This is a genomic window from Campylobacter sp. RM9328, from assembly GCF_012978615.1.
In genome coordinates, this window is sequence record NZ_LIWF01000001.1 from 58,531 (window position 1) to 81,599 (window position 23,069).

Genomic DNA, 23,069 nt, shown 5'->3' on the forward strand with positions numbered 1-23,069 from the left:
AAAAATGGCTGAAAACAGCATTTATGAAGAGGTTGGTGACTCTCAAATCGTCCTTCCTGAAGACGAAAATCCATTTCGCAATGAGATAAAAACATCACCAAATATCAAGTTAAGCCTAACCGGCGTAACGACATTTTTAGAAAAAAATCACGCAAAAACAAAATTTTTTACCACAAACGAAATGGTAGCCGACGGCTCTGATCTCATCCATAGCGGATTTATATTTTCCGCGGCAAACTACGCGGCTCTTGTTGCCATCAATGAAGAATTTTGCGTCACCATAAATGCTCGTATAAATTTTTACGGCCCGATCAAACTTGGAGAGATCGTAGAATTTGATGCAAGAGCTTACTTTGACGAGTCGCGCAAACGCGAAGTAAGAGTCATAGGCAAACTTCACGACATGAAGGTATTCGAGGGGACATTTCAACTCGTTGCACTCGAAGAGCATATTTTCTTAGCACAACAAAAAAATATCCAACGCGAAGGCGCTATTAGACGTGCTAAAGAGCGACAGGATAAGGCTAAATAGAAGCCACTATCCTTATCCACATATCAAGCCTGCTTTGCTCCGCACTTAGGCTGCTTGGCTCACCGTGTCCTGGATAGAGCTTGTAGTCACCGCTTATTTTTGAGCATTTTTCAAGGCTTTTTAGCATATCTTCTTTGTTTGAATACGGAAAATCCCACCTGCCAATACTATCTCTAAACAAGAAATCACCGCTAAACATACAGCCATTTATCTCTATCATTGAACATCCTGGCGTATGTCCTGCAAAGTGATGGAATTTTATATTAAACGAGCCGATAGTAACGCACTCTTGGTCTTTAAAAAATACATCTGGAGTAAATAGCTCATATCCATATCCAAAAATATCATTTTGCGCCCAAAATGCGTCCTCTTCATGGATATAAATAGGCGCCTTAAACTTATTTTGGACCTTTAAAACATCAAAAATATGGTCAAAATGCCCATGTGTACAAAGTATAGCCTTTAAATTTGTAACATTTTGACCAATCCACTCAAACGAACCTTTACCTGGATCTACAACAAGTTGCATACCGTCTTGTTCTACTATGTAACAGTTTGTAGCGTATTCTCCAAAACTTTTTGATAACACTTTCATTTTAAATACTTTAATTTATTTTTTTAAGAATTTTACAATAAAATTATGAAAACTTAACTAAAAATTTATATATGTTAAGTATAATAATACAAATTTTTTAAACAATGATACCAAAATGAGAGATTTTAAAGAGTTAGAGCTAAAACTGGTTGCTTTTATAAGAGACTACTGTAAAAATATCGGTGTCGAAAATTTACTTCTTGGTATGAGCGGAGGGCTTGATTCTGCTATAGTGGGCGCACTTTGCGCAAAGGCAATGCCTCAAAATACACACGCCCTAATCATGCCGACTAAAAATTCCGACCCAAAAAATATAAAAGATGCAACTGAATTTTGTCAAAAGAGAAACATTAAATTTAAAATCTTAAGCATAGAAAGCATTTTAGGCGCATACCAAGAGAGTATAGACACAAATTTAAACAATATTCGAAAAGGAAATTTAAGTGCAAGAATAAGAATGAGCCTTTTGTATGACTACTCGGCAGACATAAGAGCTATCGTTGTGGGAACTAGTAACAAAAGTGAACTCATGCTTGGATACGGAACTATATTTGGCGATATGGCATGTGCAATAAATCCTATCGGAGAGCTTTATAAAACTGAAATTTTTGAGTTTGCTAGGTATCTTGAGATAGACGGAAATATCATAAACAAAGCGCCATCAGCCGATCTTTGGGAAGGCCAAAGCGACGAAGAAGATATCGGATATAGCTATGAAGTGGTTGATGAAATTTTAATAGCGACAAAAAACGGTGAAATTTATAATAAACAAATCGAAGAAAAATTTGGCAAAAAAACAGTTCAAGAGATACTAAAAAGAGTAAAATCAAACGAATTTAAGAGGCGAATGCCTCTGATAGCAAAAATTTAGGGGGCAAGACATGGAAGAAATTTCATTTTATAAACCAACCATTACGGAGCGCGAAAATGAACTTATACAAGATGTTTTAAAAAACCAAAATTCAAACAAAACCATTAAAGCACTAGAAGATACTTTGCAAAAATATTTCGGTGCAAAACATGTCATAAGCACAAACAACCTAGCCGCAGCACACCACTTAGCCTTAAGTGCAATGGAGATAAAACGTGGAGATAAGATTATTTGCTCGGTAAATTCATTTCCAAGTGTAGCCCAATCAATCAGGCACTTTGATGCCGAGCCGATATTTGTCGATATAAACGAAGATGACTTTAACATAAACCCGGACTCACTTGAAAAAGCCCTCAAAGAGTATAATCATAAAAAACTAAAAGGAATTTTTGTAAGTCACATAGCAGGACAAAGTGCTCCGGTTGATGAGATAAACGAGATAGCAAAACATTATGACGTAAAAGTATTAGATGATGCAAATCGCTCTATCGGACTAACATACAATGGCGCCAAAATCGGCAATGAAAACTCATTTTTATCATGCTTTCAGACGTATTCGCAAGTAAACAACCCTATCGCAACAGCTGGATTTTTCACAACAAATGACGACAAGATTGCGGAACGCGCGAGACTTCTTAGAAACTACGCACTTATAAACGGTATCGATAAATACGGCAACTTAGGCTATATTTATGACGTAGTTGACATCGGTCTTAAATACGATATAAGTGCATTAAATGCCGCATATGCCACTGCCCAGATAGAGAAAAACGATATGTTTATCAAACGCAGAAAAGAGATAGCTGAAATTTATAACAAAGAGTTAGCAAACTGTCCTCACATAACAACTCCTATTAAAAAACGTGACCATGTATACTCTCAGTATATAATCAAAATCGATAAAAACCGCGACAGTTTTGCACGTGAGCTACTGGAAAATGACATCCATACTTCGTTACACTATATACCGATACATCTTTTAAGTTACTACAAGGCTAAATACAACCTTAAAGTAAACGCCTACCCTAGTGCACTTAAGGTATATCAACAAGTGCTTTCTTTGCCTATTTATAACGCTTTAAAAGACGAAGAGGTTTATTATATTTGCGAAAAGATTAAAGAGATATCAAAATCACGTGTCTAAAAGCACATTTAAACAAAATTTATACATTTGGGCGGAGAATTATTTTTACCGCCCTAATTTCACTCAAAAGCTTCTTTCTTTTATACTTTTACCACTGTCTTTAATATATGCTTTTGTTATTTATATCAAAAAATACACAAGTAAAGAGAAGGATCTTGGTATTAAAATTTTAAGCATAGGCAACCTTAGCTTGGGAGGAAGCGGCAAAACTCCGCTTGGTATCGCGATAGCAAACGAATTTGACGGTGCTTTTATCATACTAAGAGGATACGGCAGAAGTAGTAAAGGTCTTGTAAAGGTATGCGTAAACGGTCAAATTTTAACAGACGTAAAAACAAGTGGCGATGAGGCGATGGAGTATGCCATAAGTGTAAAAAATACAAACGTCATCGTTAGTGAAAACCGAGATGAAGCTATATATGAAGCAAAAAAAATGGGTGCAAGGTATATTATTTTAGATGATGGTTTTGGTAAATTTCACATTAAAAAATTTAATATCCTAATCCAGCCAAACCCTCTTCCAGCGCTAAATTTTACCATACCTAGCGGGGCTTATAGATATCCTGTTGGCTTTTATAGATTTGGGGATTTCATAGCTAAAGAGGGTGTTTCGCACTTTAGAAAAACTCAAATTTTTAACCAAACAGATAAGATGCTTTTAGTCACAGCAATAGCCAATCCAACGCGCCTAGAGCCATTTTTCAACCAAACAGTAGCGCAAATTTTTTATCCAGATCATCACGACTTTAATAAACAAGAGCTTGCAAAGCTTCTTAACTCTTACAAAGCTACATCCTTACTTATGACACAAAAGGATTTTGTAAAAGTAAAAGACTTCAATCTCCCTATCTCGCTTATAAAACTACACACAACGCTTAGTAATGAGCTAAAAAACGCCATAAAACAAGCAATTTAAACGGTTTTTTGCTATAATCTAGGATTTTAAATACAAGGAAAAACTTTGAAAGATAAACTTCAAACCGCACAGGTGATCATATCTGCTCTACCATATATCCAAAAATTCCGCGATAAAATTTTCGTTGTGAAATATGGCGGCTCGGCTCAACTTGATGAAAATTTAAAGAGTGATTTCATCAAAGATATCGCCCTACTTCAGCTTGTAGGCTGCAAGGTTATCGTAGTTCACGGCGGCGGTAAAAAGATAAACTCATATCTTGATAAGCTAAATATAAAAAGCGAATTCGTAGACGGTCTTAGAGTAACAGATAAAGAAGCCATGGAAGTCGTCGAGATGGTTCTTAGCGGAAATATCAACAAAGAACTAACTGCACTTTTAAATAAAAATGGCGCAAGAGCCATAGGTGTTAGTGGCAAAGATGCAAATTTATTAAAAGCTAAAACGCTAAATAACGGCAAATACGGCTTTGTCGGCGAGATAGAATACGTAAATACAGCCGTGCTAAACGGGCTTTTACAAAATGGGCTTATACCTGTTGTGGCACCTATTGCAACTGACGATGAGGCAAATAGCTACAACATAAACGCCGATCTTTGCGCAAGCAAGATAGCAAGTGCGCTAAAGGCCGAAAGAGTAATATTTTTAACCGATACTCAAGGAATTTTAGATAACGATAAAAAGCTCATCAGCAAACTAAACGAATCACAGATAAATGAGCTAAAAAATACCGGCGTTATAAGCGGAGGCATGATACCAAAAGTCGATGCGGCTTTAGAATGCGTAAAAAGCGGCGTTAAAAACGCACACATACTTGATGGGAGACTATCGCATTCATTACTTCTTGAGCTATTTACCGACGACGGTATAGGAACTATGATAAGACAATAAATTTAAGAGATCAAAGGAAACAACATGAAACTGCACCCAACAAGAGCCAAGAAAAACGAAAAATCAAAAAAAGTCGGTTTAAAACGCGCTTTACTTAATCCAAGTAGCGAACACGGCGGACTTTACGCACCAGTTAAGCTACCAAAGATAAGTGATAAAAAATGGCGCGAACTAAGCAAGCTAAGCTATGAAAAACTAGCCCTTTATATAATCTCTTTATTTAAATTTAACATAGATAAAAACGTCTTTAAAAAAGCAGTAAAAAGATATAAAAACTTTGACAAGCCAGCATCTCCGGTTGAATTTAAAAAACTTGGTAAAAATTTATATATAAATGAACTATATCACGGTCCTACACGCGCTTTTAAAGATATGGCTCTTCAGCCTTTTGGAGAAATTCTAAGCTCTCTTGCGCAAGAAAAAAACAAAAACTATCTCATCATGTGCGCTACTAGCGGCGATACCGGACCTGCAACACTAAAAACCTTCGCTAATGCTAAAAATATAAAAGTCGTCTGCTTATATCCTGCAAATGGCACCAGCGAGGTTCAGCGCCTACAAATGGTATGCATGAAGGGCGATAACCTAAAAACTATCGGCATCAAAGGCGATTTTGACGACGCGCAACGAGCACTTAAAACGCTTTTGGCAAGCGAAAATTTTAAAGCGCAATTAGCCAAAAACAAACTCAGTCTAAGTGCCGCAAACTCCGTAAATTTCGGAAGAATTTTATTTCAGATCATATATCACGCATACGCTTATGCAAGACTTTTGAAAAATGGTAAATTAGCAAAGGGCGAGAGTTTTGACATCATCGTGCCTAGCGGAAACTTCGGTAATGCCTTAGGTGCATACTATGCTAAAAAAATGGGCGCTAAAATCGGCAAAATCAAAATCGTTTCAAACGCAAACAATATCTTAACAGAACTCTTTAATACAGGAATTTACGATCTTAGGGGCAAGAAATTACTTCAAACGATAAGCCCTGCCATGGATATTTTAATTAGCTCCAATATCGAAAGATTGCTGTTTGATAAATTTGGCGCCGTTCGCACAAAAGAGCTTATGGATAAGCTAAGTAAAGATAAATTTTACAAGCTTGATAAAAATGAGCTGAAGGCATTAAAAGCTGAATTTGAAGCGGACTTTTGCACTGATAGTAAGTGTGAGAGTTATATAAAAGAATGGATGGACAAAGGCGTAGCTATCGACCCGCACACCGCAACTTGCTTTAAAATGGCAGATAGCTCACGTATAAATGTCATCACTTCAACGGCACATTGGGTTAAATTTGCGCCAAGCATGCTAAAGGCGTGCCAACAAAGTGCAGATAGCGAAAAAGAGGGCTTAAACACGCTTGCTTCAAAACTAAATGAAAGTGCACCAAGCAGTATTGAAGAGCTTTTTGATGCTAAAATTTTACACCCTGATGTTATCGAACAAAATGAGATAGAAGATAAAATTTTAGAATGGATAAAAAAATGATAATCATACCTGCTAGACTAAGTTCTACTAGATTTAAAAATAAAATTCTTTGCGATATAGGCGGAGTTCCAATGTTTGTAGCAACTGCCAGACGAGTGAGCGAGTGCGACGAGGTCGTCATAGCAGTTGATGACGAGAGTGTTTTAGATATAGCAAAAACTCACGGGCTAAATGCCGTCATGACATCAACTAGTCACCAAAGCGGGACAGATCGTATAAATGAGGCATGCAGAAATTTAAACCTAGATCAAAACGATATAGTCATAAACGTGCAAGCAGATGAGCCATTTATCGAGCCTGAAAATATCGCAAAATTTAGAGAATTTTGCAAAAAAAGACAAAATAAAGCATTCATGTTTTCATGCTACAAGTTAATAAACGATGAGCTTGTTGATGATAAAAATTTAGTTAAAGTCGTAACCGATATAGATGACTTTGCACTTTATTTCTCACGCTCACGCATACCTTTTAACCGCGCAGAGTGTAAAACATATAAGGCTCATCTTGGAATTTATGGATACAGCGTAGCTAGCCTAAATGAGTTTTGCTCACTAGCTCCGTCAAGCCTTGAAAATACCGAAAAACTAGAGCAACTTCGCGCGCTTCAAAACGGCAAACGTATAGCCATGCTTGAAATTTCAAGCGAAAGTATAGGCATAGATAGTGCCGAAGACCTAAAACGTGCTAGAGTAAAATTTGATTTTTAAGAGCAATATAGTCTTGATGAAACTCGTAAACAAATTTTATCATTTTTCGATAACCTTTTGCTAAAGGACAAAAATGACTAATGAAAAATTTGCTTACGAGGTTACGACTGTTACTAAATTTATACAAATTTACTGCACAGATAAGCACAAAGAACTACCAAAAATAAAGCAAGAAAAGACATTAACCTATGAAGGAGTGCCTGATGTTGTAAGTGTGAGCTATGAACTATGCAAAGACTGTGAAAACATGCTAAACTACTCCTTTGCAAGGCTTTGCGCATGCCCACATGTGCAAAAACCACGCTGTCACACCTGCCCACATCCATGTTATGAACTACCAATGTGGAAACGAATGGCAAAAATGATGAAATACAGCGGCATGAAATTGGGACTTAATAAGATAAAGAGGTTGTTTTTAAGAGATAAAGATGGGTAAAAAATTAAATTTTTACCCATAACCCACACAAGAGAATAATAAAATTTTACTTATTTTTTCTACTCTCTTGATACATATTCTCCCACTCATCCCAGCTATTTGCAATCCTATGTTTTTTGTTCGATTAGCATTTTGCCAAGCTCTTTATGACCCACATTTTTATGACAGTCGGTACATTTCATCTCATCGCCAGTACCTTTAAATTCAAGATATTTCATATGCATTCTACCCGCTTCACTTAAAGTAGCAATCTCTTCTGGCAAGCTATTTACAGGCAGAATTTGCCTTGTAGCGTTAGCATCCGATGTTTTCACAATGTCCGCATGGCAGTTTAGACAAGAGCTATCAAAAGTATAGTTTTTGCGTGCATATTCGCGATTGGCTATCCAATCTTTTTTGTCTGGATCACCAGTTAGTGTCGTGATGCCTTCTGCTATACCGTTTTTAGCTTTTGTAAAAATATAATTAGCCAAGCTATCATGAGGCAAGTGACAGTCAGTGCATTTTGCTCCAAGACCTTTTGGATTTGAGCCACCGTGAATAGGATCGGCTAAATTTGTTTGTGCTATGGCTCCATCCCACTCGTGACAACTTCCGCAAAATGGATATTCTCCAGTGGCTTTTATCACATGGTATCCGCCAAAAACAGCCACCAAAGTTAAAATTATCGTTAAAAATAATACTTTTTTCATTACTGCCTCCTACTTCACGATCAAATTTTTCATGCTGTCTTGCGTATGACAACGCAAGCACATATTTACGCTTGGTTGGTGCGATTTATGACAAGTGTCACAATCAAGCGATTCGTAATGTGGATTAGCATGGATATTATCGTTATGTCCTAGATGTCCTGTGGTTTCGCCTAGTTTTGAGTAACTTCCATGACACGAGAGACAAGAGTTATTCATTGCAGAAGAGTAATCTTTTTGCTTTTCATCTTTATGACAATCAATACAGGCTAAATTTAGCTTTTTATGAATACCTTGGATAGGAAAAATCTTTGGACTAAAATCTGTTGTTATTTCACCTTTTGAGTTGCGCAACATCTCAGATAAGCTAGCATTTACATCTGCTGCGCTTAAAGATATAATCAAAATAGAGAGTATAAATAAAAATTTTTCTCATCACGCACCCCTTTTGGCGTTATAAATTTGCGCTAGTTTTGTACCTGCTCGCTTGCCATAAACCAGACAGTCAAGTACGGCATTAGAACCAAGGCGGTTAAAGCCGTGGCGACCGCCGGTCAGCTCACCGCAAGCGTATAAATTCGACACCAAAGCTATATCGTTATTGTATACCTCGCAATCAATCGTAGTCTTTATCCCACCCATACAGTGATGCACTTTTGGTCCCGGACGAGAGGCAAAGAACGGTGGCTTTTCCACTTTAATAAATTTGCCTTTGTAAGCGGAGAAATTTCGTTTAAATTCAGGGTCGCAATACTCTTTGTCTTTAGCAGCCTCATCTACAAAAGAATTATAGCGCTTAAGCTGATCCAAGAACGGCTCTTTGTTGATACCATAATGTGCGATTAGCTCATCTATGGTGTCAAATTTCTTCACTGCTCCTACGCTTAATCCACGCTGGAAGTCTTTGACATCGACGGTTTTTGTGCCCTCTATGTCCATTATTAATACAGGATGATTTTTTCCATTTTCATTCATGCTCCAGATCGCGTCCGAGCCTATTTTACGATCAGCTATCTCGTTTACGAAACGTAGACCAGTTTTTGGATTTATCATTATGCCGTATGCATAACCGCGCGTGATCCAGCGATACGCAAAGCCGAAAAACGGCTCATCTGCAGAAGTGACGTGCAGGCGCTGGATATATTGCATATCAATAAATTTAATGTCATCCAAGATAAGTTTACGAGCCGTGTAGCCAGTAGCTCCGATTAGCACGTCAGCGCGAAGAGCGGGGTCGAAATTTTGTCTAAATTTAATGTCTGCACCCCAACCTCCTGTGGCTAATATCAAACCACCTAAACAGCGATAAAATTTAACCTGACCACTTTTATTGTCATTCTCGTCAAATTCTCTATCAAAGTTAAATTCATACTTTTCACGTACTTTGATCCCCACAACTTCGTTTTTATCATTATAAATAATCTCATCCATTATTACACGAGTGGCGATCTTACCTCCGCGCTCTATAATCTTACGCTGTAGAGGACGAGTAATATAGCTACCTGCACCTGCGGAGTGTGACCTAGGTACAGTGTGTCCACCACTGCGACTCACCAATTTAAAATTTACGCCATTCTCAACAAGCCAATTAAAGGTTTCTGGGCCTTTATAAATCATCTCTCGCACAAGCTCTTTATCATTTAGATCATGACCTCTTTTTAGAGTGTCTTTTATCTGGCTTTCAGGGTCATCTTTAATACCGTCGCGCTCTTGTATAGGCGTACCGGCAACCGCCATAGATCCACCGCTATAAGCAGAGTTGCCACCAAGATACTGCATCTTTTCTATCATTATGCAGTTTGTTATGCCGTGATCTAGTAACGACAACATAGCAGCAGAGCCTGCAAATCCGCTTCCCACTACTACAGCATCAAATTCCTTATCCCATCGCTTTACATCGCTTGCATTCATCTTACCAAACACTAAATTTGGAACAGCAATAGCAGTGGAGCAACAGGCAAGCGTCTTTAAGGTTCGCCTTCTTGATGAGTCAAACATCATCTCTCATTTTATATGAATTTAAAGATTTTTAATAAGATCTTTAAATGAAATACTAATATAAATTTTTTGGTTTGTTTCATGATAAAAAATGCCAAATAATGGCAAAGCATTTTGTATCAATAATTGTGAAGCTCGTTTTTACAGGATTTAATCTAAGTTTAGCATAAAATATTAACTTAAGCTAATGTGTGTTTTAATCAGTAAAATTTCTAAATTTTAAAGTATATAAAATCCATATTTTTATCATCAGTTAGCGAAAAATAAATTTGAGGAGCTTTAAATTTGTACAGATTTGGATCATAAAATATCTCGCAAGCCTTGTCTAAAATATCCTCAATTGGCAAATTCATGCATCTTAGCCCATGTTCCACCGCTTAATTCTACATATGACGATAGTGAGCCATCTTTGCTATAAGCTGCATAAATTTTACTATTTATATCTCCGTTTTCAAGCAAAACTAAGATATCGTCACCGCTTTGCTTTGATTTTAAAAACTCTATATTTTGAGGCTTATGTGTTACAGCTAGCTTAATTTCTGGCAACTCTATCTCCTCGTATAATAGCTCTTTTTTAGGAATTTTACCTCTTATGTTTTGTCTATAACACTTACTTTTTCGTCACTAAATTTTAATAAAAACCTAGCACGCTCAAGACGGAACGAACGTAGATATTCAGCTACATTAGTGTTGGTATAATTTTTAAATAATCTTTGCAAATGAAATTTGGAATACCCGCCAATTTTGGCTAATTTTTCCACACAAAGTCCATCATCTCCGATATTTTGCTTAATAAAAATCATTAATTTTTCTACATATGGATTATAGAACTCATTATATGTTTTTTGAGACTCTTGTTCTTGCATTAAACTGACGTCTTGGAATAAAAATGACAGACCGTAAGGAGCATGATCGCCGATAGGCGCAGTTGTTATCAGATATTTCTTAACCTCATTTTCTTTTGTAAACTCTATATTAAAATACCTAAATTTCAAACCCCGACTTGAGATAGCTATCTCATTAAGAAAATTTAACTTTTCATCATCACTAAGAAATTTACTGTTTCTTATGGCCTCTTTTAGGTTTGCAGCACCATTATAAAAATCATAGAAATTTGCAAATTCATCACCGGCATATATGATCTCAAGATCTTCATTACAGCTAATAAAAACTCCATTTACCTGCTTAGTAAGCACATCTTTTATATAAATGTTTTGTTCATTAAGTTGCTTTGAGCTTATACTGTTTTTTCTAAGCCAAATGAAATTAGTAAAAATATATATCAAGACACAAAGTGCGTAAAGTAACAAATTTATAAGTAAATATTTATTAAGCTCATTCGTATAAAGCTCTTGATCTTTTTCAAAAACTATACTCCAATTAGTATTTTTGATAGGGATCGCCATGTATTTGTCGTTTGGTAAATTTACATTTTCAAAAGATATCGTATCATTTATATTGCCAAAGCTTGCTAATATCTCACCGCCTTTATTGATAAGATATAAATTTTTATCGTATAGGGTTTTATACTCTTTAAAATAGCTCCTTATAACCTCGAATGGTTGTCCTCCGCAAAAAACACCTCGCTTATCTACTAATTTGATAGGAGTGCAAATAGATACGCTGCGAAGTCCAAGTCGCATAGAGATGTATGGATTTGAAGCTATCGTGCCACCTACCTTTAATGTGTCGTTATACCAATCGCGAGTTTTAAGGTCGTAATTGTGAGGCGTAACGTAATCATTATCTGATATGTAAAATTTCCATCATCAAGCCCCATGATGAGATACGGAAAATTTGAGCTTTGTTGAAATTTATGAAGCAAGGGCTGAATTTGTGTCGCGCTTTGTATATGTTCATTTTGCAAAAGTTTTGCAATTTTTTCTACATCTTTAAAATTTGAGTTTGTCCAATCTTCAATTTTGGTATGTACACGGCTAAAAATTCCGCTTTCATAACGCCTTATATTATCCTTTAAAAGCTCGTAGTTAAAATAGTAATTAAGTCCGATAAAACACAAAAAGACTATGCTTATGATGATAAAAAATTTATAATCTTTCTTGACTAAAATTTTCAAAATACACCCTTAAAAATTTTAATTATTATCTCAAAAATTATCTTTATGTTTATTTATATTTTTTGGTCATTTGAAATAGTTTTATGAAAACAAAAGCTATTAAAATCAAAAATTAATTTTATAATTAAATTTTTTAAATATTATTTTTATAACTTCATGATAAAAATTGTCCTTTAAAAATAGTAAAACCTTTGCTTTTTAAAGGGTCTTAAATTAAATTTTGATATATTAATTTAATATTTTAATAGTCAATTGCTTCTGACATAGATAATAATTAAAATTTTAATAAAATGATATTTATAAATACTGGCGTTAGATATCAGAAACTTTCTCTAAAAATTTCTGTGGCTCTATATAGCCGATTATTCGTTTTGAACTTATCTCCAAACCATCTTTAAAAAACAAAAGCGCAGGTGGATCTATAAGTGAAAAATACTTAAGCATTTCACGGTTTTGACTTAAATTTTGTGTAACATCGATCTTTATAACGGTAAAATTCTTAAGAGTATTTTTTACGCCAAGATCACTAAAAGTCCTATCGTCAAGTTCTAAACAGCTAACACACCAGCTAGCCCAAAAATCAACCATAACAGGCTTTTTTGAGTTATTTATAGCAGCCAAAAGCTCTTGTAAATTTTGAACTTTTTCAAATTTAAGTTCATCTTTAGCGGATGCACTTAAATTAAAACCGCTAAGTGGCGAAAGGGCATTTTTAGAACCTAAAAATCCACCGATAATAAGCATAACCGAGTAGACAAAAAACAAAATTGCAGTCGCCTTTTTAAATTTCAACCAGCCAGAGCCAGCTGCTTCAAATGCTCCAAAAAATACAGCCGTAAATACACCAAGAACACCGTATCCAACAAGCTCAAAAACACTTCCAAACACTCTTGAAAGCAACCAAACACTCATAAATAACATCAAAAAGCCAAAAAGACTTTTTACCCCATCCATCCAAACTCCAGGACGAGGCAAAATTTTACCAGAACTAGCGCCTATAATAAGAAGCGGAACACCCATGCCAAGCCCCATAATAAACAACATCACTCCACCGTAAAGTAAATTACCGCTTTGAGCTATATAAAGCAAGGCTCCGGCTAACGGGGCGGCAACACAAGGAGAGACTATTAGCGCAGAGGTAAAACCCATGATAAAAACACCGAGCAAGCCGCTTGAGTTTTTAGACTTTTTATTTATAAAATTTTCAATCACAGACGGAAGTTTGAGTTCATAAAAGCCAAACATACTAAACGCCAGCAAAACGAAAATAACAGCAAATGAGCCCAAAATCCATGCATTTTGAAGCATACCTTGCACTCCAAAACCAAGTGCGCTAGCTCCGACTCCGGCTAACGCATAAGCAAAACTCATCGCCAAAACATAAACAAACGAGAGCAAAAAGCCCTTTTTAACACCCAAATTCTCCCCACCCTTAGCAACTATAATACTTGAAAGTATCGGTATCATAGGAAACACGCACGGAGTAAGAGCAAGCAACAACCCATATCCAAAAAAAGTCACAAGCGATAGTAGAAAGCTCTTTGATGAGAGCTCATTTGCGATACCTTGCTCGTCTGAAATTTCTTGTTTAGCATCACTATCAACGACTTTATATCCACTTTGAACTTTGCTTACGATATAAGTTTTATTTTGCGGACGGTAGCAAATGCCGTTTTTGGCACATCCTTGATATGAGATGGAAATTTTTGACAAATCGTCTTGTAAGTTCTCTTCTATGAGTTTAAGCGGTATTAGGAGCGAAAAGTCGGTTGGTATTATCTCGTATTCGTTTGAAATTTCTGTTTTTGGCATATCAATGAGCGAATTTATAGGCTTATCTGCAAGCTTTATCTCAAAAGTTTGATTATAAATATAAATATCTTGTCCAAATTTAAAATCAATCCTAACATTTTGCTCATCGATAGATGATCTTAGCTTAAAAGCCTCTGCGGTATCTAGTGGCGCAGATAAAAGTGAAACAAAAAAGATACAAAAAGATACAAGCACTCTAAAAAACATGAATTTATTCTCCTTAAAAACGTATAATTCTAATATTTTTTGTTAAATTTAGAGTAAAATTTGCTTAGCATACCATTTATAAAGGAGTCAATATGCCAAAAAACAGTCAAAAAAAAGAGAAGGCAAACAACTACGAAGAAGAGCTAAGAACACTTCAGATCGAACTCCTAAAATTTCAAAATCACGTAAAAGACAAAGGCTTACGAGTGCTAATCCTCATGGAAGGACGTGATGCTGCAGGAAAAGGCGGCAGCATAAAGCGCCTAACAGAACATCTAAATCCAAGAGGATGTCGCATAGTGGCCCTTGAAAAGCCAAGCGACGTTGAAAAAACGCAATGGTATTTTCAGCGATATGTAGAACATCTGCCAAGCGCCGGAGAGATAGTGATATTTGACAGAAGTTGGTATAACCGAGCAGGAGTTGAGCCTGTTATGGGCTTTTGCACACAAGAAGAGCATAAGGAATTTTTACGCGAAGTGCCAAAATTTGAAGAAATGATCATAAATTCCGGGATAATTTTCTTTAAATTTTACCTATCCATCACAAAAGCAGAACAAAAAAAGCGATTTAAAGAGCGCATGACCGATCCTCTAAAACAGTTTAAGATATCTACCGTGGATCAAAAAGCACAAGAGTTGTGGGATCAATACTCCATCGCCAAGTACTCCATGCTTTTGGCAACTCACACAACGATCTCTCCTTGGACTATCATCGCTTCGGATAACAAAAAGGTTGCCAGACTAAATATCTTTAGATATATCCTTTCAAATGTCGAGTATCCAAACAAGACAGATAAAAAAATACTTAGCTACGATAAGGAAATCGTGAGAAGCGGTGAAGTAGAGATAAAGCGTATAGAAAGTGGATTAAATAAAGAGGGGCTTAAGAGCATAAATTAACTTTAAATTTACTTTAAAAAAACTAATTAATTTTTAATATATTATCTTGTATAATCTTTTTCGGAATTTTTAATAGTTAGGAAAAGTTATGAAGAAAAAATCTACAAAAACAACTTGTGCAAAACGCGTATCTCTCTCCTTTGCGCTTGCCAGCGTGCTTTGCACAGGTGCTTTCTCACAAAATATGTTTCTTGAAAATTTCCACTACAGAGACTACCTAGACTTAGGACAAAACAAGGGTTTGTTTAGCACACCGGATCAAAAAGCTATAGTTCAAATGAAAAATGGCGAAAATTTTACATTTGAACGAATACCAAATAACTATGCCAGAACAAACCATGGTAGTTTTACATAACTTGGTAGAAACTATATGGTAAGTGCCATGCATGTTAGAAAAGACTTTAAAGAGGGGGAAAGCTATAATCCTCTAAAAGGCGCTTCAGACAAGACAAGTTTTGGTCAGACCGGATATGAGTTTTTAACCGGGAGCTTTAACACAAAAGATACAACTGCCGACTACGCAAGAGACACATTGTTTTTAAGAGCTTCAAAATATATAGTTGAAGGTGAAATTTCACCCGTTGACGTGCCTGGGCTAAAACTATCATCACAAATAACTAGCTCCACAAGTGTGGAAATGAGAAATAAAATAACTGATTATTTCAAAACAATGGACGATAACAACGATGATAAGCTAAATGTATATCAAGCCGGAAGTGGTTTTTTAATGCTTAATGATTCGAGCAATTTAAGCGGAACAAGTGGCAACAAATCAAAAGGTGGCGGACTGCATACTATCTACACAGATATCAGGCTGATGGACTATCTTAAAGCCGGGATACACTCCGGTTCTGGTGTTATGTTGCATGAAGGTATAATAATAGGCTCGTCTTCTAATGATTTGTTTAAAAACAATATAACCACGGGAGATAGCAGAAGCGGTGTATTTTTATACGATAAAAATAAAAAACAATGGGTAATGATAGGCGTTGTATCAACGAGCAAGAATACCTACACAGGACTATCTCTTGTAAGTATGGTTGACTTTAACGACTATAAAAAGAAATACGAACACATACAAACAAACAGCATACTTTCTGACGCAGACTTAGTGCAAGATAAAGATAATATCATAAACAAATCAACCATGATAACTATAGACAACGCATATGACATGGGGCATGGCGGTATCGTCGTGGTAGAGAGTGGAGATGTTACGATAAAAGTCAGTGGAAGTCTCAAAAAATTTGTGGGATTTGACATAGCAAAAAATACAAACGTAAATTTAGAGGTCAAGGCAGACGAAACTATACACAAGATAGGAGAAGGTAAGTTAAGCGTAAATACCAAAACCGATATATATATCTAAGGCTTGGTTGATATAAACGCAAATGACGCATTTAAGAAAATTTACATCACAAGCGGTAGAGCCACGCTAAAAGTAGGCGATGCCGTTAGCAACTTTGACCTAAATGAGGTATTTTTTGGCAATGGTGGAGGCAAGCTTGATATAAACGGCAATGTATTAAATGTAAAAAATATATCCGCAAACGATAAAAACGCAAATATCATAAATTCAAACAGCAATCAAGCTTCACTTACCATAAAAGGCAACGATGGTGCAGACACGATAGTTCATGCAAGTATCGGCGGCACGCAAAACAACAAGATAAATTTGATAGCAGACCCTAGCAGTCATAACTTGGTCTTTAACTCAGATGTTGATATAGATGGTAGCTTTAAGGCGACAAATTCAAAAATCACCCTACAAGGACACCCAACTACTCACGCAACAAGAACACCAACCGTAGAGATCTCGACGATAAAACAGTATGATAAAACCATACCTGCATACATGGATCTTGACCGCCCGTCTACGCTTACACAGCCTGACTGGGATGGTATGAAATTTAAAACTAGCAGCGTAGAACTAACAAATTCAGAGCTAAACGTAGGCAAAAAAAGCTAGTCTGGAGTCAGATATAACGGCAGATAGTGGCTCTACTGTGAATTTTGGCGGAGATACGCTTTACTTTATCGATAAATTCGATGGTCAAAACACAAAAAGCGACCTATCGTATCAGCAAAAAGTAGAGAGCAAAAAACTTGACGTAAAAGATCAAGGCAACGACACCATAGTATACACAAAAACCATAGTGGCAAAAGGCGGATCTAGTATAAATTCAGCTATCATAAATTTTGCCCCTACTATAGAGCTTGAAGGCTCAAAGCTTGATGCTAAATTTTTAACGATAAATAACGAAAATAACGTGAAGCTACAAAATTCCTCTAATGCAAAGGTTGCAAATTTAGTATTTCAAGGCTTAAACGGGGAGCAAGAAAAGATAACAAAAGATGCGACTTCAAATTTCAACATAACAGAGTCGCTAGTGTTTGATAAAACAACAAATTTTGATATAGTAAATTCCAGCATAGACAACCTTGACAGTCTAAACATTATAGCCAAAAACAAAAGTGCGATAAAATCAGGCGCCGATGTAACGTTAAAAAACATCACTCTTAATGACTCCACATATAGCACGGGAAAAACTCTTTCTCTAACAAATAGCAACGTGGTGCTAAAAAACAACTCTACGTTATCGGTCGATAGCTTAAACCTTACAAATATAAAAAATGCAAATTTTAACATCCAAAGCTCAAACATAAAAGCTAAAAATTTAACAACCGACAATTCTACGCTAGATCTAAAGAGTTTAAATTTAAAAGGACTAGAAAGTATAGAGGCTAAAGGCTTAAGCACATTGTCGCTAAATACTTGGGATACCGATAAGATAGATAAGGTCACAACAGACGAAAACTCAAAATTTGTCTTTGATGATTTAAATTTCAACCTTTCAAACGATAGCAAAACAGTGAGTGCAAACGTCAAGCTTACATCATCTTTGACACTTAAAAATATAGATCTAGCAGCAGATGCAGGAGCTGATGAATTTAAACTAAACACTCTTAAATTTGAAAAAACACTTACTTTTGCCGACGCACTAAAGATAGACATTAGCTTTGCCGATGCACTAAAAAATAAAATGGCAAATATCGACTATGATAAAGAGTATGAAATTTTAACCGCCACACGTATAGTTTCAGAAGGAACTCCTTATATAAAATTTAACGAGGGCAAAGGCGTATATGCCACCAGTCTGCTATCAGGAAACGCTATAAAGATAAAATTTACAAAAGAAGATCCTACGAGCTTATCAAGCCTATCTCGTCTCTCAAACAATGCAAACACAACGAGCTTTTAAACGCTTTGATAAATCATGCCAAAAGCGGAGCAAGCAAAGAGATGGCTAATGAGATAGAGCAAATAGGCTACACTCAAAACTCCAAGCTCTTAAACGAGCTAATTGTAAAAACACAAAACGAGCTAAAAACCATCGGTGAGAGCTCAAATTCACAAATTTCAGGCGCCATACTACTATCAAACAATATGTTTATAAACCAAAGGCTCTCTCATATAAAGTTAGCTCCTAAACTAACTATGCAAAATGCCTTTAAATACGCTCTAGCAAGCGGAGAAAGTGACGCCGAGCCTAGCCTGGCAAAGGTCATGCAGGCCATAGAGGCAGATAGAGCCAGAAATAGCTTTTGGTATAACGTGGGCGGTGGCTACATAAAAGAAAACAACGGCGGCGATGTGAAATTTTACGGCACAAGTCTAGGATACGATAAGACTTACGACTTAAGTAGCGGAAGCGCGATATACGGTGTTATGTTTGGTGTAAATAAAGCAAAATACAAAAACAAAAGCTACGAAGACCTGTCTAAGTCTTATAGCGTGGGTGTTTATGCTGACTATGAAAGCGTAAATAGCCATGAATTTCAAAGCAACTTAAACCTGGCATACATACGAAGTGACAAAAATTTCATGATCCTAAATGAAACACAAAAAGCTAAAAATAACGGTTATGGTATGCTTTTATCTACTTATTATAAATACTGCTTTGACCTACCAAAAAACGGCACTTATAACCACAGCATAAAACCTGTAGTCTTGATAGAAGTAGGACATAACGGCGTAAATGCTTTTGCGTCAAAGCACTACAAGCAAGACAGGATCAAAAACACTAACATCGCTTTAGGACTAGGCGCCGAATATACCATAGTAAGCGACAACCAGGCCCACACTCTCCAGGCGATACTTAAGAAAAATGTCCATCAAACAAACGATAGTGTGAAGGTAAATTTAAGCAATGCGAACTCGTATCTTGAGTATGACATAAAAAACAAGCCTCTCTCTTATGAGGTAAATTATATAGGTGAGACTAGACTAAATGATAAATTTGTATTTCAATACGCAGTGGGAGGCACCGCTAACGCCAAAGGAAGCTACGGCACAAAAGCCAGTGTGAAGCTGGAGTATAAATTTTAATACACATTAGTCGTGAGTAAAATATACGGTTTATTAAAAATTATGTAGATAAAATTAATGAGATTTAGCCCCACTTTGGGGGCTAAATTTTGTAGATTACTCGACTTCGGCGTCTATAATGTCGTCGTCTTTTTTCTTATTTGCTCCGCCTTGCTCAGCGTTTGCGTCACCATCTTTTTTATACATAGCTTCGGCTAGTTTGTGACTTGCTTGACTTAGATTTTTTACATTAGCATCGATTTGCTCTTTGCTTGAGTTTTCATCTTTTAGCACCTCTTTTAGCTCGTTTAGTGCAGCCTCTATGTTTGCTCTATCTTCGGCAGGCACTTTTTCGCCTAGCTCATCCATTGATTTTTGTGTTTGGTGAACAAGTGCGTCAGCTTGGTTTCTAGCCTCAACTGCCTCTTTTTTCTTAGCGTCTTCTTCTTTGTGAAGCTCGGCTTCTTTTACCATTTTGTTTATCTCATCATCACTTAGACCGCTTGAGCCAGAGATTGTGATATTTTGAGCTTTGCCAGTTGCTTTATCTTTTGCAGATACCGTCAATATGCCGTTTGCGTCGATGTCAAACTCAACTTCGATTTGAGGCACACCGCGTGGTGCTGATGGGATACCCTCAAGGTTAAATTGACCAAGAGATTTATTGTCCCTTGCAAACTCGCGCTCGCCTTGGATAACATGTATCGTAACTGCACTTTGGTTATCCTCAGCAGTTGAGAAAGTTTGGTTTTTCTTAACTGGTATGGTTGTGCCTTTTTCGATGATTTTAGTCATCACACCACCAAGTGTTTCGATACCAAGTGAAAGCGGAGTAACGTCAAGAAGTAGCACGTCTTTTACATCGCCCTTGATAACCGCACCTTGTATCGCAGCACCGATAGCTACGACTTCATCAGGGTTCACGCTCTTATTTAGCTCTTTGCCAAACGCCTTTTTGACTTCCTCACCTACAAGTGGCACACGAGTAGAGCCACCGACCATTACGATCTCTTTTACCTCTGACTTGCTAAGACCCGCGTCTTTTACGACTTCGTTTATCTTATCTATCGTCTGAGCTACTAGTTTTTCTATCATACCTTCAAATTTTGCTCTTGTTAGAGTTTTTACAAGGTGTTTTGGACCAGTCGCATCAGCTGTGATAAACGGCAGGTTTATGTTGCTCTCTTGTGCTGAGCTTAGCTCTTTTTTAGCGTTTTCAGCAGCCTCTTTTAGACGCTGTGATGCCATTACATCGCTTTTTAGGTCGATACCGGTTTCACTTTTAAACTCACTAGCTAGCCAGTCGATAACAAGGTTATCAAAGTCATCACCACCAAGGAATGCATTACCACCGGTTGCTAAAACTTCGACCACATTATCGCCTGTTTCAAGCACCGTAACGTCAAATGTACCACCACCTAGGTCGTAAACTAAAATTTTCTCAGCCTCTTTTTTATCAAGACCATACGCAAGTGCCGCAGCAGTCGGTTCGTTGATGATACGAAGCACATTAAGCCCTGCTATAGTTCCAGCCTCTTTTGTAGCCTTTCTTTGGCTATCGTTAAAGTACGCAGGCACGGTGATAACCGCATCAACTACTTTTTCACCAAGATATGCTTCAGCGTCCTCTTTTAGCTTCATAAGCACTTTAGCCGAAATTTCTTGCGGAGTATAAACCTTGCCTGAAATTTCTATAGCGCACGCACCGTTTCTATCCACTACGTGATACGGAAGTCTCTCTTTTGCCTCACGTGCCGCGTCTTCGTTGCTCATAAGACCCATTATTCTTTTGATAGAGTATATCGTTTTTTCTGGGTTTGTTACTGCTTGACGTTTTGCAACGTCTCCTACTAGCACGTCTCCCTTGTCAGTGAATGCCACAACTGAAGGAGTCGTGTTTTTACCCTCTTTGTTTGGGATAACCTTGCTTTCGCCACGCTCATACACACTAACGCATGAGTTTGTTGTTCCTAGGTCGATACCTATTACTTTTGCCATTTTCTTTCCTTTATTTTGATTTTATTTTTAAAATTTATATGCGTTTTCACGCCGTTTTAAACTAAAATTTAATTTGCAATACTTACCATCGCAGGGCGTAAAACTCTACCATTTATTAAGTAGCCCTTTTGCATGACTTGCACGATCTTGCCACTCTCTACGGTGTCGCTATCTACTCTCATGATGGCGTTATGAACATTTGGATCAAATTCGCCATCGGTGCCAACTGCCGTTACACCATGCTTCTCAAGGGCTTTTTTAAATTCATTTATAGAAAGTTCTATGCCCTCTTTTATCTTTGAAGAAAATTCATCTTCCGGTGTAAAATTTGAGCCTATCTCAAGCGCATCTATCACAGGAAGCAGATCCCTCGCAAATTTCTCGTTTGAGTAGCTTGCGATATCAGCCTTCTCTTTTTCCACACGCTTTCTTAAATTCTCAAAATCCGCATTTGCCCTATAGTACTTATCTGTTAATTCTCCAAGCTGTTTTTCTAAGTCTAAAATTTTAGCACTCTCTTGGTTTATTGCTTCAAGCTCTATATTCTCATCAGCAACTTGCTCGGTTTTTATATCCTCACTCACGCTACCTCCTTTATTTGATTTAAAAATTTAACATAATCACTATATACGCTACCTGCGCATATCATAGTTGAAGGCTTATCTTGGTAATTAACATTGATCTTTAACCCCATAAAGTCCTCCGTAAAAATCGGTGCAAAACTTAAACCTTGCTGCATTTTTGTAGCAAAACTTGGCTCAAGTATCATCTTAAAACGCTCATCATCAAACATTTTAAAGGCTAAAATTTCATTTTCTTGAAAGTAAATTTTCGTCCTTTTTAGCTCTCTTATCTTACCTTTAAGCTCACTTAGACCAACTTGAGAGCAGACAAGTTCAAGCTTGTCTAAGTCTATACCGATTAGGTTTTTTAAAAATTTCTCAACGCGAATATCATATTTTAAAACAAGTTCGTCATTGGTAAAATTTAAGAGTAAAAATTTATTATTTACATTTAAAATTTCGTCAAGCTCTTGTTTAAAATCCCCAAAAACCATACAGTAAAGCTCAAATTTATCACAAAGCGATTTAAGCATAAATTCGTTTTTTATGTAGAGCAAAACCTTATCAAAGTTAATCTCTCCAAAAACATCATTCCAATAATCAGTCATCGCTCTTACGGTAGGAATTCTGCCACTACTAATGTGAAGCTGCGTGATAGCACCCTCGTCCGATAACTTTTTAAAATAGACCCTTATCGTAGAGGCCGGCATCGCAACATTCATGATAGAGCCAAGCTCACTTGAACCTATGGGAGAGTTGTTGTTTAGATAAGCTTTAATGATAGAATTTAGTATCAAATCTCTTTTATTTACTCTGTTCATCTTCTTTTTCTGCTTATTATTAGCACTCTTTATTTTTGATTGCTAAGTGAATTATA

25 protein-coding genes are annotated in these 23,069 nt (G+C 36.7%); 14 read left to right on the top strand and 11 right to left on the bottom strand.

Going from position 1 to position 23,069, the window contains the following annotated elements; genetic code table 11:
- Positions 1 to 4 precede the first annotated feature (4 nt).
- Complete coding sequence (locus CCAL9328_RS00360) at positions 5 to 532, top strand: PaaI family thioesterase (protein WP_169999681.1); 528 nt, start codon at positions 5 to 7, stop codon at positions 530 to 532.
- Here the strand turns inward: CCAL9328_RS00360 and CCAL9328_RS00365 are convergent.
- Complete coding sequence (locus CCAL9328_RS00365; protein ID WP_169999683.1) at positions 525 to 1,127, bottom strand: MBL fold metallo-hydrolase; 603 nt, start codon at positions 1,125 to 1,127, stop codon at positions 525 to 527. The genes CCAL9328_RS00360 and CCAL9328_RS00365 overlap by 8 nt on opposite strands.
- A gap of 115 nt (positions 1,128 to 1,242) precedes the next feature.
- Here CCAL9328_RS00365 and CCAL9328_RS00370 point away from each other — a divergent pair, with 115 nt between their 5' ends.
- The 7 genes from CCAL9328_RS00370 (at position 1,243) to CCAL9328_RS00400 (ending at position 7,577) form a co-directional block, all read left to right on the top strand.
- Positions 1,243 to 1,998 (top strand): NAD+ synthase, encoded by a 756-nt coding sequence (locus CCAL9328_RS00370; protein ID WP_169936532.1) that lies wholly within the window; start codon positions 1,243 to 1,245, stop codon positions 1,996 to 1,998.
- A gap of 10 nt (positions 1,999 to 2,008) precedes the next feature.
- On the top strand, positions 2,009 to 3,142 hold the full coding sequence (locus CCAL9328_RS00375; RefSeq protein WP_169936530.1) for a DegT/DnrJ/EryC1/StrS family aminotransferase: 1,134 nt from the start codon (positions 2,009 to 2,011) through the stop codon (positions 3,140 to 3,142).
- Entirely contained in the window at positions 3,135 to 4,058 is a 924-nt protein-coding gene (locus tag CCAL9328_RS00380) for a tetraacyldisaccharide 4'-kinase (RefSeq protein ID WP_169999685.1), read from the top strand. Before CCAL9328_RS00375 ends, CCAL9328_RS00380 begins: the two co-directional genes overlap by 8 nt.
- 45 nt (positions 4,059 to 4,103) lie before the next feature.
- Positions 4,104 to 4,949 (top strand): acetylglutamate kinase, encoded by an 846-nt coding sequence (argB, locus tag CCAL9328_RS00385; RefSeq protein ID WP_169972174.1) that lies wholly within the window; start codon positions 4,104 to 4,106, stop codon positions 4,947 to 4,949.
- 24 nt (positions 4,950 to 4,973) lie between these two features.
- On the top strand, positions 4,974 to 6,434 hold the full coding sequence (gene thrC / locus CCAL9328_RS00390) for a threonine synthase (RefSeq protein WP_169999687.1): 1,461 nt from the start codon (positions 4,974 to 4,976) through the stop codon (positions 6,432 to 6,434).
- Positions 6,431 to 7,141: a 3-deoxy-manno-octulosonate cytidylyltransferase gene (kdsB, locus tag CCAL9328_RS00395; protein WP_169936522.1), complete on the top strand. Its 711-nt coding sequence runs from the start codon at positions 6,431 to 6,433 to the stop codon at positions 7,139 to 7,141. Before thrC ends, kdsB begins: the two co-directional genes overlap by 4 nt.
- 73 nt (positions 7,142 to 7,214) lie before the next feature.
- Entirely contained in the window at positions 7,215 to 7,577 is a 363-nt protein-coding gene (locus CCAL9328_RS00400; RefSeq protein ID WP_169999689.1) for a nitrous oxide-stimulated promoter family protein, read from the top strand.
- Positions 7,578 to 7,684: 107 nt separating this feature from the next.
- On the opposite strand, the gene CCAL9328_RS00405 is transcribed toward CCAL9328_RS00400, so the two are convergent.
- The 7 genes from CCAL9328_RS00405 to dsbD form a co-directional block, all read right to left on the bottom strand.
- Positions 7,685 to 8,269, bottom strand: a complete 585-nt coding sequence (locus CCAL9328_RS00405; RefSeq protein WP_169999691.1) for a cytochrome c3 family protein — start codon at positions 8,267 to 8,269, stop codon at positions 7,685 to 7,687.
- Positions 8,270 to 8,278: 9 nt separating this feature from the next.
- Complete coding sequence (locus CCAL9328_RS00410) at positions 8,279 to 8,671, bottom strand: cytochrome c3 family protein (RefSeq protein WP_169972169.1); 393 nt, start codon at positions 8,669 to 8,671, stop codon at positions 8,279 to 8,281.
- Positions 8,672 to 8,701: 30 nt separating this feature from the next.
- Positions 8,702 to 10,264, bottom strand: coding sequence for a flavocytochrome c (locus tag CCAL9328_RS00415; protein WP_169999693.1), 1,563 nt, complete (start codon positions 10,262 to 10,264; stop codon positions 8,702 to 8,704).
- A 336-nt stretch (positions 10,265 to 10,600) separates the two neighbouring features.
- A complete protein-coding gene (locus CCAL9328_RS00420; RefSeq protein ID WP_169999695.1) occupies positions 10,601 to 10,810 on the bottom strand; it encodes a hypothetical protein in 210 nt (69 codons plus the stop codon).
- Between the two features lie 44 nt (positions 10,811 to 10,854).
- Positions 10,855 to 11,907 (bottom strand): helix-turn-helix domain-containing protein, encoded by a 1,053-nt coding sequence (locus tag CCAL9328_RS00425; protein WP_169999697.1) that lies wholly within the window; start codon positions 11,905 to 11,907, stop codon positions 10,855 to 10,857.
- 38 nt (positions 11,908 to 11,945) lie between these two features.
- Positions 11,946 to 12,341 (bottom strand): hypothetical protein, encoded by a 396-nt coding sequence (locus CCAL9328_RS00430; protein WP_169936486.1) that lies wholly within the window; start codon positions 12,339 to 12,341, stop codon positions 11,946 to 11,948.
- Between the two features lie 312 nt (positions 12,342 to 12,653).
- Complete coding sequence (gene dsbD, locus CCAL9328_RS00435) at positions 12,654 to 14,360, bottom strand: protein-disulfide reductase DsbD (RefSeq protein ID WP_169999699.1); 1,707 nt, start codon at positions 14,358 to 14,360, stop codon at positions 12,654 to 12,656.
- 92 nt (positions 14,361 to 14,452) lie between these two features.
- Between dsbD and ppk2 the strand changes: the two genes are divergently transcribed.
- From ppk2 to CCAL9328_RS00465, 6 genes are all read left to right on the top strand, one after another.
- The gene (ppk2, locus tag CCAL9328_RS00440) at positions 14,453 to 15,262 is read left to right on the top strand and encodes a polyphosphate kinase 2 (RefSeq protein ID WP_169972164.1); all 810 of its coding nucleotides are present in this window, start codon (positions 14,453 to 14,455) and stop codon (positions 15,260 to 15,262) included.
- A gap of 88 nt (positions 15,263 to 15,350) precedes the next feature.
- Complete coding sequence (locus CCAL9328_RS00445; RefSeq protein ID WP_169999701.1) at positions 15,351 to 15,617, top strand: hypothetical protein; 267 nt, start codon at positions 15,351 to 15,353, stop codon at positions 15,615 to 15,617.
- A gap of 15 nt (positions 15,618 to 15,632) precedes the next feature.
- Positions 15,633 to 16,631 (top strand): S6 family peptidase, encoded by a 999-nt coding sequence (locus CCAL9328_RS00450; protein ID WP_502707291.1) that lies wholly within the window; start codon positions 15,633 to 15,635, stop codon positions 16,629 to 16,631.
- 3 nt (positions 16,632 to 16,634) lie between these two features.
- Positions 16,635 to 17,231: a S6 family peptidase gene (locus tag CCAL9328_RS00455; RefSeq protein WP_169972162.1), complete on the top strand. Its 597-nt coding sequence runs from the start codon at positions 16,635 to 16,637 to the stop codon at positions 17,229 to 17,231.
- 37 nt (positions 17,232 to 17,268) lie between these two features.
- A complete protein-coding gene (locus CCAL9328_RS00460; protein ID WP_169999705.1) occupies positions 17,269 to 18,525 on the top strand; it encodes a hypothetical protein in 1,257 nt (418 codons plus the stop codon).
- 41 nt (positions 18,526 to 18,566) lie between these two features.
- Positions 18,567 to 19,652 carry an autotransporter outer membrane beta-barrel domain-containing protein gene (locus CCAL9328_RS00465; RefSeq protein ID WP_169999707.1) on the top strand — a complete coding sequence of 362 codons (1,086 nt, stop codon included), beginning with the start codon at positions 18,567 to 18,569 and terminating at the stop codon, positions 19,650 to 19,652.
- 96 nt (positions 19,653 to 19,748) lie between these two features.
- On the opposite strand, the gene dnaK is transcribed toward CCAL9328_RS00465, so the two are convergent.
- The 3 genes from dnaK to CCAL9328_RS00480 all read right to left on the bottom strand — a co-directional run bounded on the left by dnaK (position 19,749) and on the right by CCAL9328_RS00480 (position 23,013).
- Positions 19,749 to 21,629 carry a molecular chaperone DnaK gene (gene dnaK, locus CCAL9328_RS00470; protein ID WP_169999709.1) on the bottom strand — a complete coding sequence of 627 codons (1,881 nt, stop codon included), beginning with the start codon at positions 21,627 to 21,629 and terminating at the stop codon, positions 19,749 to 19,751.
- 68 nt (positions 21,630 to 21,697) lie between these two features.
- Complete coding sequence (gene grpE / locus CCAL9328_RS00475) at positions 21,698 to 22,213, bottom strand: nucleotide exchange factor GrpE (RefSeq protein ID WP_169999711.1); 516 nt, start codon at positions 22,211 to 22,213, stop codon at positions 21,698 to 21,700.
- Positions 22,210 to 23,013: an HrcA family transcriptional regulator gene (locus CCAL9328_RS00480; protein WP_169972157.1), complete on the bottom strand. Its 804-nt coding sequence runs from the start codon at positions 23,011 to 23,013 to the stop codon at positions 22,210 to 22,212. Before CCAL9328_RS00480 ends, grpE begins: the two co-directional genes overlap by 4 nt.
- Positions 23,014 to 23,069 lie beyond the last annotated feature (56 nt).